This window comes from Pseudomonas sp. HC1(2025) (assembly GCF_058742075.1).
Genome location: NZ_CP196017.1, coordinates 4,473,796 through 4,490,940 on the forward strand (window position 1 = coordinate 4,473,796; position 17,145 = coordinate 4,490,940).

At 60.8% G+C, this 17,145-nt stretch carries 16 protein-coding genes and 1 pseudogene; 11 read left to right on the forward strand and 6 right to left on the reverse strand.

All coding sequences use genetic code 11. The features are described 5' to 3' along the window. Positions 1 to 20 precede the first annotated feature (20 nt). On the forward strand, positions 21 to 476 hold the full coding sequence (locus tag ACSSVH_RS20005) for a DUF721 domain-containing protein (protein ID WP_169954654.1): 456 nt from the start codon (positions 21 to 23) through the stop codon (positions 474 to 476). A 129-nt stretch (positions 477 to 605) separates the two neighbouring features. Here ACSSVH_RS20005 and ACSSVH_RS20010 read toward each other — a convergent pair whose 3' ends face one another. Then, positions 606 to 2,084 (reverse strand): helicase HerA-like domain-containing protein, encoded by a 1,479-nt coding sequence (locus tag ACSSVH_RS20010; RefSeq protein WP_170041960.1) that lies wholly within the window; start codon positions 2,082 to 2,084, stop codon positions 606 to 608. A 197-nt stretch (positions 2,085 to 2,281) separates the two neighbouring features. Here ACSSVH_RS20010 and ACSSVH_RS20015 point away from each other — a divergent pair. After that, positions 2,282 to 3,313: pseudogene (locus ACSSVH_RS20015) on the forward strand (cache domain-containing protein); the annotation flags it as partial. Between the two features lie 93 nt (positions 3,314 to 3,406). Beyond that, positions 3,407 to 4,171, forward strand: coding sequence for a methyl-accepting chemotaxis protein (locus ACSSVH_RS20020; RefSeq protein WP_371923390.1), 765 nt, complete (start codon positions 3,407 to 3,409; stop codon positions 4,169 to 4,171). 62 nt (positions 4,172 to 4,233) lie between these two features. On the opposite strand, the gene ACSSVH_RS20025 is transcribed toward ACSSVH_RS20020, so the two are convergent. Further along, positions 4,234 to 4,431: a hypothetical protein gene (locus ACSSVH_RS20025; RefSeq protein WP_169954652.1), complete on the reverse strand. Its 198-nt coding sequence runs from the start codon at positions 4,429 to 4,431 to the stop codon at positions 4,234 to 4,236. A 71-nt stretch (positions 4,432 to 4,502) separates the two neighbouring features. Continuing rightward, positions 4,503 to 5,351 (reverse strand): formyltetrahydrofolate deformylase, encoded by an 849-nt coding sequence (purU, locus tag ACSSVH_RS20030; protein WP_169954651.1) that lies wholly within the window; start codon positions 5,349 to 5,351, stop codon positions 4,503 to 4,505. A gap of 349 nt (positions 5,352 to 5,700) precedes the next feature. Between purU and mvaT the strand changes: the two genes are divergently transcribed. Then, positions 5,701 to 6,075, forward strand: coding sequence for a histone-like nucleoid-structuring protein MvaT (mvaT, locus tag ACSSVH_RS20035; protein ID WP_029295469.1), 375 nt, complete (start codon positions 5,701 to 5,703; stop codon positions 6,073 to 6,075). Between the two features lie 89 nt (positions 6,076 to 6,164). On the opposite strand, the gene sbcB is transcribed toward mvaT, so the two are convergent. Next, positions 6,165 to 7,592, reverse strand: coding sequence for an exodeoxyribonuclease I (gene sbcB / locus ACSSVH_RS20040; RefSeq protein ID WP_170041890.1), 1,428 nt, complete (start codon positions 7,590 to 7,592; stop codon positions 6,165 to 6,167). 211 nt (positions 7,593 to 7,803) lie between these two features. Between sbcB and ACSSVH_RS20045 the strand changes: the two genes are divergently transcribed. Genes ACSSVH_RS20045 through ACSSVH_RS20070 form a run of 6 tightly spaced genes read left to right on the forward strand, consistent with a single transcriptional unit; the run spans position 7,804 to position 14,465 of the window. After that, the gene (locus ACSSVH_RS20045) at positions 7,804 to 8,496 is read left to right on the forward strand and encodes an RDD family protein (RefSeq protein ID WP_170041889.1); all 693 of its coding nucleotides are present in this window, start codon (positions 7,804 to 7,806) and stop codon (positions 8,494 to 8,496) included. After that, a complete protein-coding gene (locus ACSSVH_RS20050; protein ID WP_492633637.1) occupies positions 8,493 to 9,467 on the forward strand; it encodes a stage II sporulation protein M in 975 nt (324 codons plus the stop codon). Before ACSSVH_RS20045 ends, ACSSVH_RS20050 begins: the two co-directional genes overlap by 4 nt. Further along, a complete protein-coding gene (locus ACSSVH_RS20055; protein ID WP_492633638.1) occupies positions 9,454 to 10,983 on the forward strand; it encodes a DUF4129 domain-containing protein in 1,530 nt (509 codons plus the stop codon). Before ACSSVH_RS20050 ends, ACSSVH_RS20055 begins: the two co-directional genes overlap by 14 nt. After that, positions 10,980 to 12,137, forward strand: coding sequence for a DUF4350 domain-containing protein (locus ACSSVH_RS20060; protein ID WP_492633639.1), 1,158 nt, complete (start codon positions 10,980 to 10,982; stop codon positions 12,135 to 12,137). The genes ACSSVH_RS20055 and ACSSVH_RS20060 overlap by 4 nt, the downstream gene beginning before the upstream one ends. Further along, on the forward strand, positions 12,134 to 13,126 hold the full coding sequence (locus ACSSVH_RS20065; protein ID WP_170041885.1) for an AAA family ATPase: 993 nt from the start codon (positions 12,134 to 12,136) through the stop codon (positions 13,124 to 13,126). The genes ACSSVH_RS20060 and ACSSVH_RS20065 overlap by 4 nt, the downstream gene beginning before the upstream one ends. Positions 13,127 to 13,133: 7 nt before the next feature. Then, entirely contained in the window at positions 13,134 to 14,465 is a 1,332-nt protein-coding gene (locus tag ACSSVH_RS20070; RefSeq protein WP_170041884.1) for a DUF58 domain-containing protein, read from the forward strand. Positions 14,466 to 14,478: 13 nt separating this feature from the next. Here ACSSVH_RS20070 and ACSSVH_RS20075 read toward each other — a convergent pair whose 3' ends face one another. Beyond that, on the reverse strand, positions 14,479 to 14,838 hold the full coding sequence (locus tag ACSSVH_RS20075; RefSeq protein ID WP_169954701.1) for a PilZ domain-containing protein: 360 nt from the start codon (positions 14,836 to 14,838) through the stop codon (positions 14,479 to 14,481). 230 nt (positions 14,839 to 15,068) lie between these two features. Beyond that, complete coding sequence (locus tag ACSSVH_RS20080) at positions 15,069 to 15,443, reverse strand: tol-pal system YbgF family protein (protein WP_170041883.1); 375 nt, start codon at positions 15,441 to 15,443, stop codon at positions 15,069 to 15,071. A gap of 176 nt (positions 15,444 to 15,619) precedes the next feature. Here ACSSVH_RS20080 and pyk point away from each other — a divergent pair, with 176 nt between their 5' ends. Next, positions 15,620 to 17,071: a pyruvate kinase gene (pyk, locus tag ACSSVH_RS20085; protein ID WP_029295454.1), complete on the forward strand. Its 1,452-nt coding sequence runs from the start codon at positions 15,620 to 15,622 to the stop codon at positions 17,069 to 17,071. The last annotated feature ends 74 nt before the right edge of the window (positions 17,072 to 17,145 follow it).

Below are 17,145 nucleotides of genomic sequence, written 5' to 3' on the forward strand. Positions count from 1 at the left end.
TTACCTAAGGTGTCTAGATCATGGCATTTCGCCCTCTTACGGCCCGTGCTCCCGCCGTGTTGCTGCGCGAAGCCAAGCCGTTAAAAGCCATCTTTGGCCATGCGCAACGCCTGGGCCACCTGCAACGCCTTCTGGAAACCCAACTACAACCTGCGGCCCGCGAGCACTGTCATGTGGCGTCATGGCGTGAAGGCACGCTACTGCTGATCGTCACCGATGGGCATTGGGCGACCCGCCTGCGCTACCAGCAAAAACGCTTGCAGCGCCAGTTACAGGCGTTTGATGTGTTTGCCAGCCTGCTGCGCATTCAGTTCAAGGTCCAGCCACCGACCGTACAGCAAGGTGCGGTGGGGCATACCATGGATTTGTCGGTGAATGCCGCCGAAACCATCCAGGCGACGGCGGACGGGATTAGCGATCCAAAGCTGCGTGCGGCGCTGGAGCGGCTGGCCAGTCATGGCAAGCCCAAGGCCTGAACACTGCACAACCCCAAGTAGGAGCGAGCTTGCTCGCGATTGCGGCGTGCCAGCCGGCACATGTATCGACTGATACACCGCAATCGCGGGCAAGCCCGCTCCCACAATGGGTTGTATAGACCTTGAAGGCTACTTACGCTTGCTACCGCCAAGCAAGGACCCCAGCAGCCCGCGCACCAACTGGCGGCCCATCTGGTTGGCCGCCTGCTGCATCGCAGACTTGAGGGCCTTGCCCGCGGTGGTTCCCAGGAACGCGCCGGCCTTGTCGGTGAAGCTCGGTTCTTCAGCGGCAGGCGCAGCACTTGCCGCAGGTCCCAGTTCCTTGCGTGCCATCAGCACTTCATAGGCCGACTCACGATCAACCGGCTTGTCGTAGCGCCCCAAAAGCGACGAACTGGCGATCAAGGCCGTACGCTCGGCGGCGGTCAATGGCCCGATCCGTGATTGCGGCGGTGCCACCAGCACCCGTTGGACTACCTCAGGCGTGCCTTTTTCCTGCAGCGTGCCCACCAGCGCCTCACCCGTGCCCAGTTCGGTCAACACCGCCAGCGCATCAAACGCCGGGTTCGGCCGAAAACCATCGGCCACCGCCCGCAGGGATTTTTGTTCCTTGGTGGTGAATGCGCGCAGGCCATGCTGGATCCGCAAGCCCAACTGGGCCAGCACGTTGTCCGGCAAGTCGCCCGGCGATTGGGTGACAAAATATACCCCCACGCCTTTGGAGCGAATCAGCCGCACCACTTGTTCCAGGCGGTCCTGCAAGGCCTTGGGCGTATCGGCAAACAGCAAATGCGCCTCGTCGAAAAACAGCGCCAGCAGCGGCTTATCGGCATCCCCGCGCTCCGGCAACTGCTCGAACAGCTCCGCCAGCAGCCACAGCAAGAAGGTCGCATAGACCTTGGGCGACTCGTGCACCAGGCGGCTGGCATCCAACAGATGAATGCGCCCTCGCCCATCGCTGGCCGGTTGCAGAATATCTTCCAGTTGCAGCGCCGGTTCACCGAACAGGGCTTCGGCGCCCTGCTGCTCCAGCACGGCCAGGCGCCGCAGCAAAGCCTGGCTGGAGCCAGTGGTCATCAGGGCAGCGTCATCGCCCAGCAGCTCGGGATGGAACTTGAGGTGGTTGAGCAGGGCCTTGAGGTCCTTGAGATCCAGCAGCAGCAAGCCCTCGCGGTCTGCCACTTTAAACGCTGCATAGAGGGTCGACTGCTGGCTGTCGGTCAACTCCAGCAGGCTGCCCAGCAACAGTGGGCCCATTTCGCTCAAGGTTGTACGAAGTGGATGACCAGACTGACCGTGGATATCCCACAGAGTTACCGGATATGCCTTAGGTGCGTAATTCAGGAAAGGCATGCCGGCAATCCGCTCGGCCACCTTGCCCTGGGGGTTGCCCGCGGCGCCGAGGCCACACAGGTCACCCTTGATATCGGCGGCGAACACCGCGACGCCAGCATCACTGAACGCCTCCGCCAGCCGCTGCAACGTCACGGTCTTGCCGGTGCCGGTGGCGCCGGCAATCAGGCCATGGCGATTAGCCAGGCGCATGGCCTGGGCAATGGGCTGGCCTTCAAGGTCTGCGCCAATAAGAAGTTGCGAGGAGTCAGGCATTTTGTCACCCATGGTTAATCTTTAGCGCTGCACGGTCGATACAGACAAAGCGAGAGACCCAAAAAGTCTAAAAAAGTTAGACCGGATAATTCCTGCAGGAGCAGATGGAAATATCACACTTTATTTAACGCTGCCATTTGTGCGTTTCCATAAAAGACGCGCCTCGGACATTAAGACCTTAGCGGACACGACGAGCCATGAATAAAAATCTGCGCTTCAGCCACAAAATCCTGCTTGCAGCCGCCCTTATCGTCATTGCCGCATTTGCGTTGTTCACGTTGTACAACGACTACCTGCAACGAAACGCGATTCGCGACGACCTCGACAGCTACCTGCATGAAATGGGCGGCGTCACCGCCAGCAATACCCAGAGCTGGCTGGCCGGGCGTATTGTCCTGGTGGAAAACGCCGCCCAGAACATCGCCATCAATCCCGAGCCGAGTGTGGTCGCCAACCTGCTCGAGCAGAAAGCCCTGACGTCATCGTTCATGGCAACCTACCTGGGTGACAGCAAAGGCGGCTTCACCATTCGCCCCGACGCGAAGATGCCCGACGGCTTCGACCCGCGTGCACGTCCCTGGTACAAAGGCGCCCAGGCCAGCAATGGCTCGACCCTGACCGAACCCTATATCGACGCGGCCACCGGCCAGTTGATCATTTCCATCGCCACCCCCAGCAGCCAGGCCGGGCGAAGCGTCGGCGTGGTGGGCGGTGACCTGAGCCTGCAAACCCTGGTGGACAACATCGGTGCCCTGAGCTTCGGCGGCATGGGCTATGCGTTCCTGGTCAGTGCCGACGGCAAGATTCTGGTGCACCCGGACAAAAGCCTGGTGATGAAGACCCTGGGCGAGGCGTACCCAAACCAGACCGTCAAGATCAGTGCTGACTTCAGCGAAATCAAGGTCGATGGCAAAACCCGCATCGTCACCTTCGCCCCGATCAAGGGCTTGCCGTCGGTGAACTGGTATATCGGTCTGTCAGTAGATAAAGACAAATCCTTCGCCATGCTCAGCGAATTCCGCACTTCGGCCATCATTGCCACCGTGATTGCCGTGGCGATCATCATTGCGTTGCTGGGTATGCTGATCCGCGTGCTGATGCAACCGCTGCATGTAATGACCCGGGCCATGGAAGACATCGCCGATGGCGAAGGCGACCTCACGCGCCGCCTGACGATCCAGAACCATGACGAATTCGGCATCCTCGGCAAAGCCTTCAACCGCTTTGTGGAACGGATTCACACCTCGATTCGCGAAGTGTCCTCCGCCACCGGCCAAGTCAATGAAGTGGCGTTGCGCGTGGTCAGCGCCTCCAACTCGTCGATGGTCAACTCCGACGAACAGGCCAACCGCACCAACAGTGTCGCGGCAGCGATCAACCAGTTGGGCGCCGCCGCCCAGGAAATTGCCCGTAATGCCGCGCAGGCCTCGCACCAGGCCAGCGATGCCCGCCACCTGGCCGAAGATGGCCAGCAAGTGGTGGAGCGCAACATCAAGGCCATGACGCAACTGTCCGAAATGATCAGCGCCTCCAGCAGCAATATCGAGGCGCTCAACAGCAAGACCGTGAATATCGGGCAGATCCTCGAAGTGATCACCAGTATTTCCCAGCAAACCAACCTCCTGGCGCTCAACGCGGCCATCGAGGCGGCGCGCGCCGGGGAAGCCGGACGCGGGTTTGCGGTGGTGGCCGACGAGGTGCGCAACCTGGCCCATCGCACCCAGGAGTCGGCGCAACAGGTGCAAAAGATGATCGAGGAGCTGCAAGTCGGCGCCCGGGATTCGGTCAGCACCATGAGCGAAAGCCAGCGCCACAGCCTCGACAGCGTAGAAATCGCCAACCTGGCGGGCGAACGCCTGAGCAGCGTGACCCAGCGTATCGGGGAAATCGACGGCATGAACCAATCGGTGGCCACCGCCACCGAGGAGCAGACCTCGGTGGTGGAGTCGATCAACATCGATATCACCGAGATCAATACGCTCAACCAGGAAGGCGTGGAAAACCTGCAATCCACCTTGCGCGCCTGCTCTGACCTGGAGCAGCAAGCGGCACGCTTGAAACAACTGGTGGGGAGCTTCCGTATCTAAACCCGAGGACATCGCAAATCAACTGTAGGAGCCGCCTCGCTCAGGCTCGACAGCTCCTACATTCAATCTGCGTTGTGTTTACCAGGGCCGGGCTTGTCGTGCGGCTCTGACTCTTCCTGCAATTGCTCCCACAAACGGGCGGCGTCGGGGAAATCCGTGCCGTCCTCGGCATCCAGGGCATCCGGATCGTAGCGGCTCAAGCAACCCTCGCCCAAGGTGGCGGGTGCCTTGGAGGTGGCTTTATCCAGGGGATCACTCATCGTTCGACCCTCATAGCTGACACAAATAAAAAGGGCCTGGGTGATTTAACGCCCAGGCCCTTTTTGCTTTATCAGAACACTACAGTCTTGTTGCCGTGTACCAGCACGCGGTCCTCCAGGTGATAGCGCAGGCCACGGGCCAGGACCATCTTCTCGACATCGCGGCCGAAGCGCACCATGTCTTCAATGCTGTCGCTATGGCTGACGCGTACCACGTCCTGCTCGATGATGGGACCTGCGTCCAGCTCTTCGGTGACGTAGTGGCAGGTTGCGCCAATCAGCTTCACACCGCGCAGGGACGCCTGGTGGTACGGCTTGGCCCCGACAAACGACGGCAGGAAGCTGTGGTGGATGTTAATCACCTTGCCTGCATATTCGCGGCACAGTTCCGGCGGCAGGATTTGCATGTAGCGCGCCAGCACCACGACGTCCGCTTCATGCTGCTCGACCAGGCGCGAGACTTCGGTGAAGGCTGGCTGTTTGTTCTGCGCGTCGACCGGCACGTGGTAGTACGGAATGCCGTGCCACTCGACCATGCTGCGCAGGTCATCGTGGTTGGAAATCACGCAAGCGATCTCACAGTCCAGTTCATCGCTGTGCCAGCGGTGCAGCAAGTCCGCCAGGCAATGGGACTCGCGGCTGGCCATCAGGACCACACGCTTTTTCTGCTCGGTGTCGGTGATGCGCCATGTCATCGAGAACTCTTCGGCGATCGGTGCAAATGCCTCGCGAAATGCCTCCAGGCCAAAGGGCAGCGTGTCGGCACGGATTTCGTGGCGCATGAAAAACCAACCGCTGAGATTGTCCGAGTGATGACTCGCTTCGGTGATCCAGCCGTTGTGAGAGGCCAGAAAGTTACTGACTTTAGCGACGATACCAACCCGATCCGGGCAGGCAATCACCAGACGAAAAGTGCGCATTAGGGGCAAACTCCAGAACTTCGCAAAGGCCGCCATTCTAGCGATACCGTAGAAAAACTGCAGTATTCCTCAACGCTTATTCGCGCAATTCCTTGTGGTGTCCCTAAACAGAGTACGGTTTTTACCTGGGCGTTATGTGTGTACAAGCATCTGTTACCACAATTACCCAAGATCTAAGGAGAATATCTTTAGCCGCTCGAGCGCACTAAATAATGCACTCCGAGCCTCTGGCTACAAACATTCAAAGTAAATTACATAAAACCGAGCTTAAATGTTTACTTGGGGAAACTGTCTGACTATTATTAGGCCACTATCCCTGTCCCTCAGCGCCCCGCATAAGGTAGTCCACATGTCCCTGATCAACGAATACCGTGCCACCGAAGAAGCTATCAAAGAGCTGCAAGCCCGTTTGAAGAATCTGTCCCAAGACGACAAACTGCAAACCGAGCTGGAATTCGAAGGCAAATTGCGCACCCTGATGGGTGAATACTCCAAGTCCCTGCGTGACATCATTGCGCTGCTGGATCCGGAATCGAAAGTTAAAGCACCACGCGGCGCGGTAAAAGTTACCGGCACCAAGCGCGCGCGTAAGGTCAAGCAGTACAAAAACCCGCACAACGGCGAAGTGATTGAAACCAAAGGTGGCAACCACAAAACTCTGAAAGAGTGGAAAGCCAAGTGGGGCGGTGACGTGGTTGAAGGCTGGGCTACCCTGCTGGGCTAAGGCTCGCCAGGTCGCCACCTGATTCGCGACACAATAAAAAACGCCAGTTCGCTGGCGTTTTTTATTGCCCACTGTTTATCAAAGGTCGATTACAGGCTCAGCCGCCGGCGTAAAGCATCAACATATTCTTGCCATTCATCCAGTACCTGGCGCTGAAACGATGTAGCACTAACGTCCAATTCAAGCCTGGCCTTATTGAAACTCTCGAGGGTATTGGGGGCACCGTAATCCGCGTCTGACAAGCGTTGCTGACAGAACAATTTCCAGCGTTGTTGCTCTTCATCGTCCAAGGTGTACGCAAAGTTACGGGCACGATAGCGAAACAATAATTCCGGCAAACGATGATCATCAAAAGGCCACTGCTGGCGCGCTAGTTGCGCAGGTTCGGCAGTGCGGACTTGTTCACATAACCGCCGATCCCGATCACCAATAAAACCATCGTAGAGCTGTTGCTCCGGGTCAGCGCTGGCGGCGAAATCTTCTTCGGCATAAATCGCCGGCAATTTATCCCGCCAAAGTTCCTGTGCGTCAGTTAGCCGCAGCGCCCGGGCCTGATATTCAGGCATGTCCAGGTTCAAACGCTGCTGGTCTTGCGCGCGCAATACACTCAGCGGCGCGACCACCGGGCAACGATTGATATGCACTAATTTGAGCGGCACCGGCAATTCGCCGTCGGCCAACTCATCGCGCCGGGTGTACAGGCGCCGGCGCAGGGTTTCGGCATCCAGGTCCAGCAGGCCCTGTGGGTCGAGCCCCAGGTCACAGACAATCAACGCGTTGCGATTGCGCGGATGCCAAGCCAACGGCAGGACCACTCCCAGGTAATGACGCTCGGCAGAAAAACGCCCGGAAATATGCACCATGGGCTGCAACAGGCGGATCTGATCCATGACCCGCTGTTTACTGCGCAGTTGAAACAACCAGTCGTACAACTTGGGTTGTTTTTCCCGGACCAATCGCGCCAGGGCAATGGTGGCGCGCACGTCGGCCAAGGCCTCGTGGGCCTGGCCATGGTCGATCCCGTTGGCCTGGGTCAAGCGCTCCAGCTTGAGGGTCACGCGCCCGTCCTGCTCGGGCCAGACGATTCCGTCTGGGCGCAGGGCATAGGCCGTGCGCAGCACATCGATCAAGTCCCAACGACTGTTGCCGCCCTGCCATTCCCGAGCATAGGGGTCGAAAAAATTGCGGTACAAACTGTAGCGGGTCATTTCGTCGTCGAAACGCAGGGTGTTGTAACCCGCGCCGCAAGTGCCGGGGGCCGCCAGCTCAGCATGCACCCGCGTCATGAAGTCGGCTTCGGCCAGGCCTTTTTCCGCCAGTTGGCCAGGGGTAATGCCGGTGATCATGCAAGCCGCCGGGTGCGGCAGGATATCGTCGCTGGGCTGGCAATAGAGGTTGACCGGCGGCCCTACCTCGTTGAGGTCATGGTCGGTGCGAATTCCCGCAACCTGCAGCGGACGGTCGCTGCGCGGGTTGATGCCGGTGGTTTCATAGTCGTACCAGAAGATCGAGGTCACGGGCTATTCCTGTGCTGAAGACCGACAAAGTCTAGGCGCTGGACGCCGCCCGGGGCCAGCGCCATGTGCACTGGATAAACATTCAGTGAAACCTTGGCGCATTTTCAGGTGTTACTTGCAGCGATGACACTGCTAGCATCGACCTCTCATTTTCGCCGGCCGCCCGATGAGGTTGCCCATGCCCAGCCACGCCGCACTGCCAGGGAACGCAATGCCCACCGCCCCATTGGACACTCGCTACCAGATCGAGACCCCGGAAGGCATCGACCTGCCCTTGCGCCCCGCCGGGCTGATGCCCCGGGCGCTGGCATTCGGCTTCGACCTGGGCCTGCGCGGCCTGATTCTCGGCATCCTGTTCATCGCCCTAGCGTTTCTCGGCGACCTGGGCATCGGCCTGGGCTCGATCCTGCTGTTCCTCGTCAGTTGGTGGTACATGGTGCTGTTCGAAGTGCTCAACCAGGGCTGTTCACCGGGCAAGCAGATCATGGGCCTGCGCGTGGTACAAGATGACGGCACGCCCATTGGCTGGTCCGCCTCCTTGATCCGCAACCTGCTGCGTTTTGTCGATATGTTGCCGTTCGGCTATTTCCTCGGCGCCATCAGTTGCCTGCAACATCCCCACTTCAAACGCCTGGGCGACATCGCAGCCGGGACCCTGGTGGTTTACCGCGAACAGCCCGTGGCCCGCCCTCTCTTGCCCCAGGCCCCGGCATTGCGCCTGCCCTTTGCCCTGGCGTTGAACGAGCAGCGCGCGATCCTCGGTTTTGCCGAGCGCCAGGGTGAACTGTCCGCCGAGCGCACCCAAGAGCTGGCGGCGATTCTGGCCACGCCCTTGCAGGTTTCCCCGGCACGCGCCGTGGACCAGCTCAATGGCGTGGCCCGCGGCCTGCTGGGGCCGACATGAAACAGAGCCTGTTCGAAAGCCGTCACCAGCCGCACTGGGAAGCCTTTGCCGCGCAACTGGCATTGCTTGAGCAAGGCAAGGCCCAGGAGCTGACGCACTTCCCCCATGATTACCGACGCCTGTGCCAGCACCTGGCGTTGGCGCAGGAGCGTGGCTACAGCAGCTACCTGGTAGACCCGTTGCAACAGTTGGCCCTGCGCGGCCATCAGCAGCTGTATCGCCATCGCAGCCAGCTCGGCGCCAAGGTCCTGGGCTTCCTGCTGGCCGACTTTCCCCGCACGGTCCGCGAACAATGGCGCTTCGTGCTGGTGGCCAGCCTGCTGTTCTTTGGCAGCCTGGTCGGCATTGCCCTGCTGGTCTATCTGTTCCCCGACCTGATCTACACCATCGTCAGTACCCAGCAAGTGACCGAGATGCAAACCATGTACGACCCCGACGCCAGTCGCCTGGGGCGCGCGGCCGAGCGGGCCTCGAGTGAGGACTGGATGATGTTCGGCTACTACGTGATGCACAACATCGGCATCGCGTTCCAGACCTTTGCCGGCGGCCTGCTGTTTGGCCTGGGCAGCGTGTTCTTCCTGTTTTTCAATGGCCTGATGATCGGGGCCATCGCCGGGCACCTGACCGAAATCGGCTACGGGCAAACCTTCTGGTCCTTTGTCATCGGCCACGGCGCGTTTGAACTGACGGCCATCGCCCTGGCCGGTGCGGCCGGCCTGCAACTGGGCTGGGCGTTGATCGCACCGGGAGCATTGCCCCGGGGGGAAGCACTGCGCCTGGCAGCCAGTAAAAGCGTGCAAATGATCTGCGGGGTGATTCTGTTCCTGCTGATCGCGGCCTTTATAGAAGCCTATTGGTCCTCCACCACGGCCGTGGAGCCCTGGGGCAAATACTTGGTGGGCGCGGCGCTCTGGGCGATGGTGATCGCCTATCTGCTGTTCGCCGGCAGGAGTCATCATGCGCCTGAGTGACGCCAGCGTGGTGATTCGCCCCCGCTCCTCGTGGGAAGCCATGGACCTCGGAGTGTTGCTCGCCCGTGAGCACCGCGTGCTCTTGATGAGCAGTTGGGCCTTGGTCAGCCTGCCGATTTTTATCCTGATCAGCGTCGTGTTGTGGGACTACCCCTCCGTTGCCGTGCTGTTGTTCTGGTGGTTGAAACCGGCCTTTGAGCGCCTGCCGCTGTATATCCTGTCCAAAGCGCTGTTTGGCGAGACGCCGACGCTCAAACAGGCGCTGCGCCAATGGCCACGGCTGCTCAAGGGGCAACTGCTGGCCAGCCTGACCTGGCGGCGCTTTAGCCTCAGTCGCAGCTTTGCCATGCCCGTGATGCAACTTGAGGGCCTCGGCGGCCTGGCCCGCCAACAACGGCTGGGTGTGCTGCTGCAACGCAATGCCGGCGCGGCGCGCTGGCTGACGCTGATCGGCATGCACCTGGAAACGGCGCTGTGGATCGGCTTGATGGCGCTGTTCTACCTGTTCCTGCCGCAACAGGTAGAGCTGGACTGGGACTGGCAGCAACTGGCATTGGCCAGCAGCCAGGACTGGCTCTGGCTGGAGCACCTGAGCAATGCCTTCTACGCCCTGATCCTGGTGTTCTGGGAACCGATCTACGTGGCATGTGGATTCAGCCTCTACCTGAACCGGCGTACCGTGCTTGAAGCCTGGGACCTGGAATTGGTGTTCCGCCGCCTGCGCCAGCGCCTGGGGTCGGCAGTGGCCGCCCTGTTGCTGGCTGTCGGCCTGCTAGTGATCGCGCCAACTCCCCAGGCCATGGCCAACCCGCCGGTCGACTCAAAACCGTTGAGCACGCCGCAAGCCAGTCAATCGATCAAGCGCCTGCTGGAACAACCCCCGTTCAAGAATCCGCAAACCGTTACCCGCTACCGTTTCGGCGAGGACAAGAGCAGCAGCAACGCCAAGTCCCCGGGAGGTGCCCATCTGCCGGCCTGGCTCAAATCCTTGCTGGACAATCTCAACAGCGACACCTTCAAGCCCCTGGCCCTGGTGATGGAGGTGCTGCTCTGGGGCCTGCTGATCGCCGGCATTGCCCTGGTTGCCTGGCGTTATCGTGATTGGCTGCACGCCTTTGTCAGTCGTCGCCGCGTCCAACGCCCCAAGGCCGTGCAGCCCGTGCCGTCGCAACTGTTCGGCCTGGACATGGGCGTGCAGACCTTGCCCGAGGATATTGCCGGTGCCGCCGAACAACTGTGGGCCACACAGCCCCGTGAGGCCCTTGGCCTGCTGTATCGCGGCCTGCTGAGCCGGCTGCTGCATGACTTCCACCTGCCACTGAAAAACGCCGATACCGAAGGCCAGGTCCTGGAACGGGTGCGCCACTTGCAACAGCCGCAATTGCTGGCCTTTAGCGACGACCTGACCCGGCACTGGCAAAACCTCGCCTACGGCCATCGCATACCGCCTGCCCTGGCCCAGCAACAGCTCTGCGCCGGTTGGCGCCGCTTGTTCGACAGCGAGGCCGCGCGATGAACCGGCCACTGATCTGGATTGGACTGATCCTGGCTTGCCTGCTGACGGCCGGGAGCTTCTATGCCTGGCACAAGGCGATTCCCTACGAAGAAGTGGTTGACCGCGGGCCCTCACCTGAAGCCCAGGCCAACCCCTACCTGGCGGCGGAACACTTCCTACGCCAGCAAGGCCTGGCCGTCGAGCATGCCCGCAGCCTGGAACGCCTGGCCACCCTGCCCGCCAAGAGCGGCAGCCTGCTGTTGCTCAGCGAACGCAGCAACATGACCCCGCGCCAGGTTGACCAGTTGCTGGAGTGGACCAAGGCTGGCGGCCATCTGCTGCTGGTGGCCGAAGCCATATGGGATGAAGAAACCCAGGACAGCGGCGACCTGCTGCTCGATCGCCTGCAGTTGCGCCAGGCCTTCAGCGATGACTTTGACCTGCCGCCCCCCGCCCGCAAGAACAAGAAACCGGACCTGACACGGCTGTATGTCGATAACGAAACCGCGCCGGCGTTTTTCAGTTTCGACACTGACTTCACCCTGATCGACCCCAGGCACCTGGCACAGTTTTCGGCCAACAGCGCCAAGTCCAGCCACCTGATGCAACTCGATCTCGGGCTGGGTCGTGTAACGGTGATCACCGACAGAGAGCTGTGGAAGACCCCGGCCATCGGCTTGCACGACAACGCCTGGCTGCTGTGGTACCTGACCCAGGGCAGCGATGTCACCCTGCTATCTAACACGGACGTCGAAAACCTGTTCAGTCTGGTGCTGCGGTATTTTCCCCAGGCCCTGGTAGCACTGGCCGCCTTGATTCTACTGGGGTTGTGGCGCGCCAGCGTACGCCAGGGGCCCATCCAGGCGCCAGCCCCGAAAGCCCGCCGTCAGCTGCAGGAACACCTGAATGCCAGTGCCGACTTCCTGCTGCGCCGCAGCGGGCAAAACAGCCTGTTGCAAGCCTTGCAGCGCGACATCCTGCGTACCGCACGTCGCCGCCACCCCGGATTCGAACAGTTGGATACCGCAGGACAATGGCAGGCCCTTGAACGCCTGACCCGCCAACCCGCTTCAATTATCAGCCAGGCCCTGGGCCCACTCCCGGCAAAACGGCTTTCCAGCGCCGATTTCAGCCGCCAGGTGGCCTGCCTGCAAACCCTCAGGAATGCCCTATGAGCGATTCTCCAGTGGATTTACCCAATACCCTCGACACCGGGCGCGCCACCCAACTCGCCCAGGCGCTGCGCACCGAGTTGCGCAAGGCAGTGATTGGCCAGGATGCGGTGATCGATGACGTACTGACCGCGTTGATCGCCGGCGGCCATGTGCTGCTTGAAGGCGTACCCGGCCTGGGCAAGACCTTGCTGGTACGGGCCCTGGCGCGCTGCTTTGACGGCGACTTCGCACGCATCCAGTTCACCCCGGACCTGATGCCCAGCGATGTCACAGGCCATGCGGTGTACGACCTGCACACCGAGCAATTCAAGCTGCGCAAAGGGCCGTTGTTCACCCATTTGCTCCTGGCGGACGAGATCAACCGGGCCCCGGCGAAAACCCAGGCCGCCCTGCTCGAAGCCATGCAGGAACGACAGGTCACTCTCGAGGGTGAAGCCTTGCCCATCGGCCAGCCGTTCATGGTGCTGGCCACCCAGAACCCCATCGAACAGGAAGGCACTTACCCACTACCGGAGGCCGAACTCGACCGGTTCATGCTCAAGGTACGCATGGACTACCCAGAAGCGCAGCAAGAGCTGGATATGGTGCGCGAAGTGACTCGTTCCTCCCGCGCCGACATGCTCGACGTACAGCCATTGCGCACCGTGCTGCAAGCCAATGATGTACTGCTGTTGCAACAGGTCGCCAGTGAGCTGCCGTTGGATGACCAGGTACTCGACTACGCCGTGCGCCTGGCCCGGACCACCCGCACCTGGCCCGGCCTGGCCCTTGGCGCCGGGCCTCGCGCCTCCATCGCCCTGGTACGTGGTGCCCGTGCCCGGGCTCTGCTGCGCGGTGGCGAGTTCGTGACCCCGGACGACATCAAGAGTTGCGCGCTGGCAGTGTTGCGCCATCGCGTACGCATCGCCCCGGAGCTGGATATCGAAGGCCTGGAAGTAGATCAGGTGCTGGCCCAACTGCTCGACCAAGTGCCGGCGCCACGCCAGTGACATGCCCATGAGACCTACTCGCCTGTTGCTGGCCTGGCTCGCGGTGCTGCTGGGCCTGAACATCGCCCTCGGAACGGCCATGGCCCTGCAATTCAAGGTGCCGGCCGCCCTGCACTCCGTGGCCTGGGGCCTGCTCCTGGCGCTGCTTTTGCTGGCATTGCTCGATGCTGCCCGTCTGAAACGCCGTCCCTCGCCACGCCTGCGGCGGCACATGCCAGGCAGCCTGGCGCTAGGACGCTGGAGCGAGGTGCGGATCACCCTGGAGCATGACTACACACAGCCATTGACGCTGAAGGTGTTTGATCACGTACCGGATGGTTTGAGCGTGCAGAACCTGCCGCAGTTCATCGCCCTGCGCCCCGGTGAACACAGTGACCTGGGCTACCGCCTGCGCCCCTTGAGCCGTGGGCATTTCAGCTTTGAGCGCTGTGAGGTGCATCTGCCCAGCCCCCTGGGATTGTGGACCGCAAAACGCCAGGTATCGGTCAAGGATGCAACCCGGGTTTACCCGGACTTTGCCCGCCTGTACGGTGCGCAGTTACTGGCGGTAGACAACTGGCTCAGCCAACTGGGTGTACGCCAGCGCCAGCGTCGCGGCCTGGGCCTGGAGTTTCATCAGCTGCGCGAATTTCGCGAGGGCGACAGCCTGCGCCAGATCGACTGGAAGGCCACGGCACGGCAACGCACGCCGATTGCCCGGGAATACCAGGATGAGCGCGACCAGCAGATTATGTTCATGCTCGATTGCGGCCGACGGATGCGCAGCAAGGACGGCGAACTGTCACATTTCGACCACGCCCTCAACGCCTGCCTGCTGCTCAGCTATGTGGCCTTGCGCCAGGGCGATGCCGTGGGCCTGTGTACCTTCGCCTGCGACCAGCCGCGCTACCTGGCACCAGTCAAGGGCAGCGGTCAGTTGAACCAGTTGCTCAACGCGGTATACGACCTGGACAGCACCCGGCGCACGGCCGATTACCAGGCTGCCGCCAATCAGCTGCTGGCCCGCCAGAAACGGCGGGCGCTGGTGATCGTAGTGACCAACCTGCGCGATGAGGACGATGAGGAACTACTGACGGCCGTCAAGCGCATCAGCCGCCAGCACCGGGTATTGGTGGCGAGCCTGCGCGAAGGAGTGCTGGATCAATTGCGCCAGGCTCCCGTGCAGACCTTGGCGCAGGCGCTGGCCTACTGTGGCAGCGTCGATTACCTCAATGCACGGGAAGAACTTCATGACCGCCTCAAGGCGCAGGGCCTGATGGTAATGGATGCCCATCCCTCTGAGCTGGGCGCCGACCTGGTAACCCGATACCTGGGCTGGAAAAAAGCCGGCGCTCTATGAATGGTGTGTGACGCTAGGCCGAAGCCTGCAAGGGGTCAAAGCTGAAGTACTGCAACAGCGCAACAATCAGCTGACCGTACTCCGCGGGCGCCTCCAACAGGCAAAACCCCGAGTCGTAATGCCTGGGGTTGATATCTTCACGACTCCACAGGCAGGTCGCAGTGAAATCAATGGTGTGCATATCACCCTCAGGACCTGGAATCTTCAAGCGCAGATCAAAATCCACGTTGACCATCATGGGTAATTGGCTGACTAGCATCAGCCCTTCACTGGAAATATTACCCAAGTAACCGATGGGCTTACCTGTGAAGCGATTGAACACCTCTAAAAAATAGGGCAACTGGTGCCGCTCAATCCGTCGGTCAGTCAACATGATCAGATCGCCGTCCAATGGCCAAGACTGTGGCCGTTGCTGTGATTCGGGCCGGGAAGCTACATGCCCCCCCGCTCTCCTGGATCCCGGTGCAACAGCGGCCCCTGCCCTGTCACTCTACAACCACCGAATCCTGTTTTTGTGTCTGTTTGAATTGAAAGTTATACAAACGTACTTCAAAAGAATAGCCCAACTCTGGCAAGAGGCCAGCAATTAAATGGCGTATATCATCACAAGGCTGCAGGTCGCGCGCGCGCTGCACTTGCGCCAGGGTAATGCCCCAGTTGTTGCAGCGTATCCAGGCGTGCACGGGCCCGGAACGCGTACTCACTCGATGGGTACTGGCTAATGATGAACTGATAAGTCTGCACCGCATCCACAAACAACTTCTGCCGTTCCAGGCACTGCCCACGCAGCATCGAGACTTCCGGCTGCACGTAGCGACGGGACCGGCTTTCACGGTCGACCTGGGACAATTCCAGGGTGACCCGCTCACAATCGCCCACGTTGTAGGCACGGTAGGCATTGTTCAAATGATGGTCCATCGACCAACGGGTACAGCCGACAACACTGACGGCCAGGGCAGCAATGATCAAAACTCGCATGGGGTGTTCTCCTGTCTTGAGCAGTGTATCGACCCTTGGGCGAAAATCTTCAAGGTTGTTCGTCTGGCGTCATAGAGTGAAAACAAGCGAATCGACAATAAGTAGTGCAAACGAACAATGACTACAGCCAAAGAGCATAGTAGCCTTCCCCAGCGCTAGAACTCAGGAGTCCGTGCATGTCCGTCCGTCGTACCAAAATCGTCGCCACCCTTGGCCCGGCCAGTAACTCGCCGGAAGTCCTCGAACAGCTGATTCTGGCTGGCCTGGACGTTGCCCGTCTGAACTTCTCCCACGGCACCCCGGACGAGCACAAGGCTCGCGCCAAGCTGGTACGTGACCTCGCCGCCAAGCATGGCCGCTTCGTCGCGCTGCTGGGTGACCTGCAAGGTCCGAAGATCCGTATCGCCAAATTCGCCAACAAGCGCATCGAGCTGAAGATCGGTGACAAATTCACCTTCTCCACCAGCCATCCGCTGACCGAAGGCAACCAGCAAGTCGTGGGTATCGACTACCCGGACCTGGTGAAAGACTGCGGCGTCGGCGACGAACTGCTGCTGGACGACGGCCGTGTGGTCATGCGTGTCGACACCGCCACCGTCACCGAGCTCAACTGCACCGTGATCATCGGCGGCCCGCTGTCCGACCACAAAGGCATCAACCGTCGCGGTGGTGGCCTGACTGCACCGGCCCTGACCGAAAAAGACAAGGCTGACATCAAGCTCGCCGCCGAAATGGAAGTGGACTACCTCGCCGTGTCCTTCCCACGCGACGCCGCCGACATGGAATACGCCCGCCAACTACGCGACGAAGCCGGTGGTACTGCCTGGCTGGTGGCGAAGATCGAGCGCGCCGAAGCGGTGGCCGACGACGAAACCCTCGACGGCCTGATCAAGGCGTCCGATGCAGTGATGGTTGCCCGTGGCGACCTCGGCGTGGAAATCGGTGACGCGGAGCTGATCGGCATCCAGAAGAAAATCATCCTGCACGCACGCCGCCACAATAAAGCGGTGATCGTTGCGACCCAGATGATGGAGTCGATGATCCAGAACCCGATGCCGACCCGTGCCGAAGTGTCCGACGTGGCCAACGCCGTGCTCGACTACACCGACGCCGTGATGCTCTCGGCAGAAAGTGCTGCCGGCCCGTACCCGCTGGAAGCGGTCCAGGCCATGGCGCGTATCTGCGTCGGCGCTGAAAAGCACCCGACCAGCAAGACCTCCAGCCACCGCATCGGCAAAGTGTTCGAAAGCTGCGACCAGAGCATCGCCCTGGCCGCCATGTACACCGCCAACCACTTCCCGGGCGTAAAGGCGATCATCGCCCTGACCGAAAGTGGCTACACGCCGTTGATCATGTCGCGCATCCGTTCCTCGATCCCGATCTACGCGTTCTCCCCGCACCGCGAAACCCAGGCCCGCGCGGCCATGTTCCGTGGCGTCTACACCGTACCGTTCGACCCGGCGTCGCTGCCGCCTGAGCAAGTCAGCCAGGCTGCCATCGACGAACTGCTCAAGCGTGGCGTAGTCGAGAAAGGCGATTGGGTGATCCTGACCAAGGGCGACAGCTACCACACCATCGGTGGCACCAACGGCATGAAGATCCTGCACGTTGGCGACCCAATGGTCTGAGTGACTGACCTGCTCAAAGCAAAGGCCCTGGCATGTGAATGCCAGGGCCTTTTGCATTCCAAGGGAGGGTGATT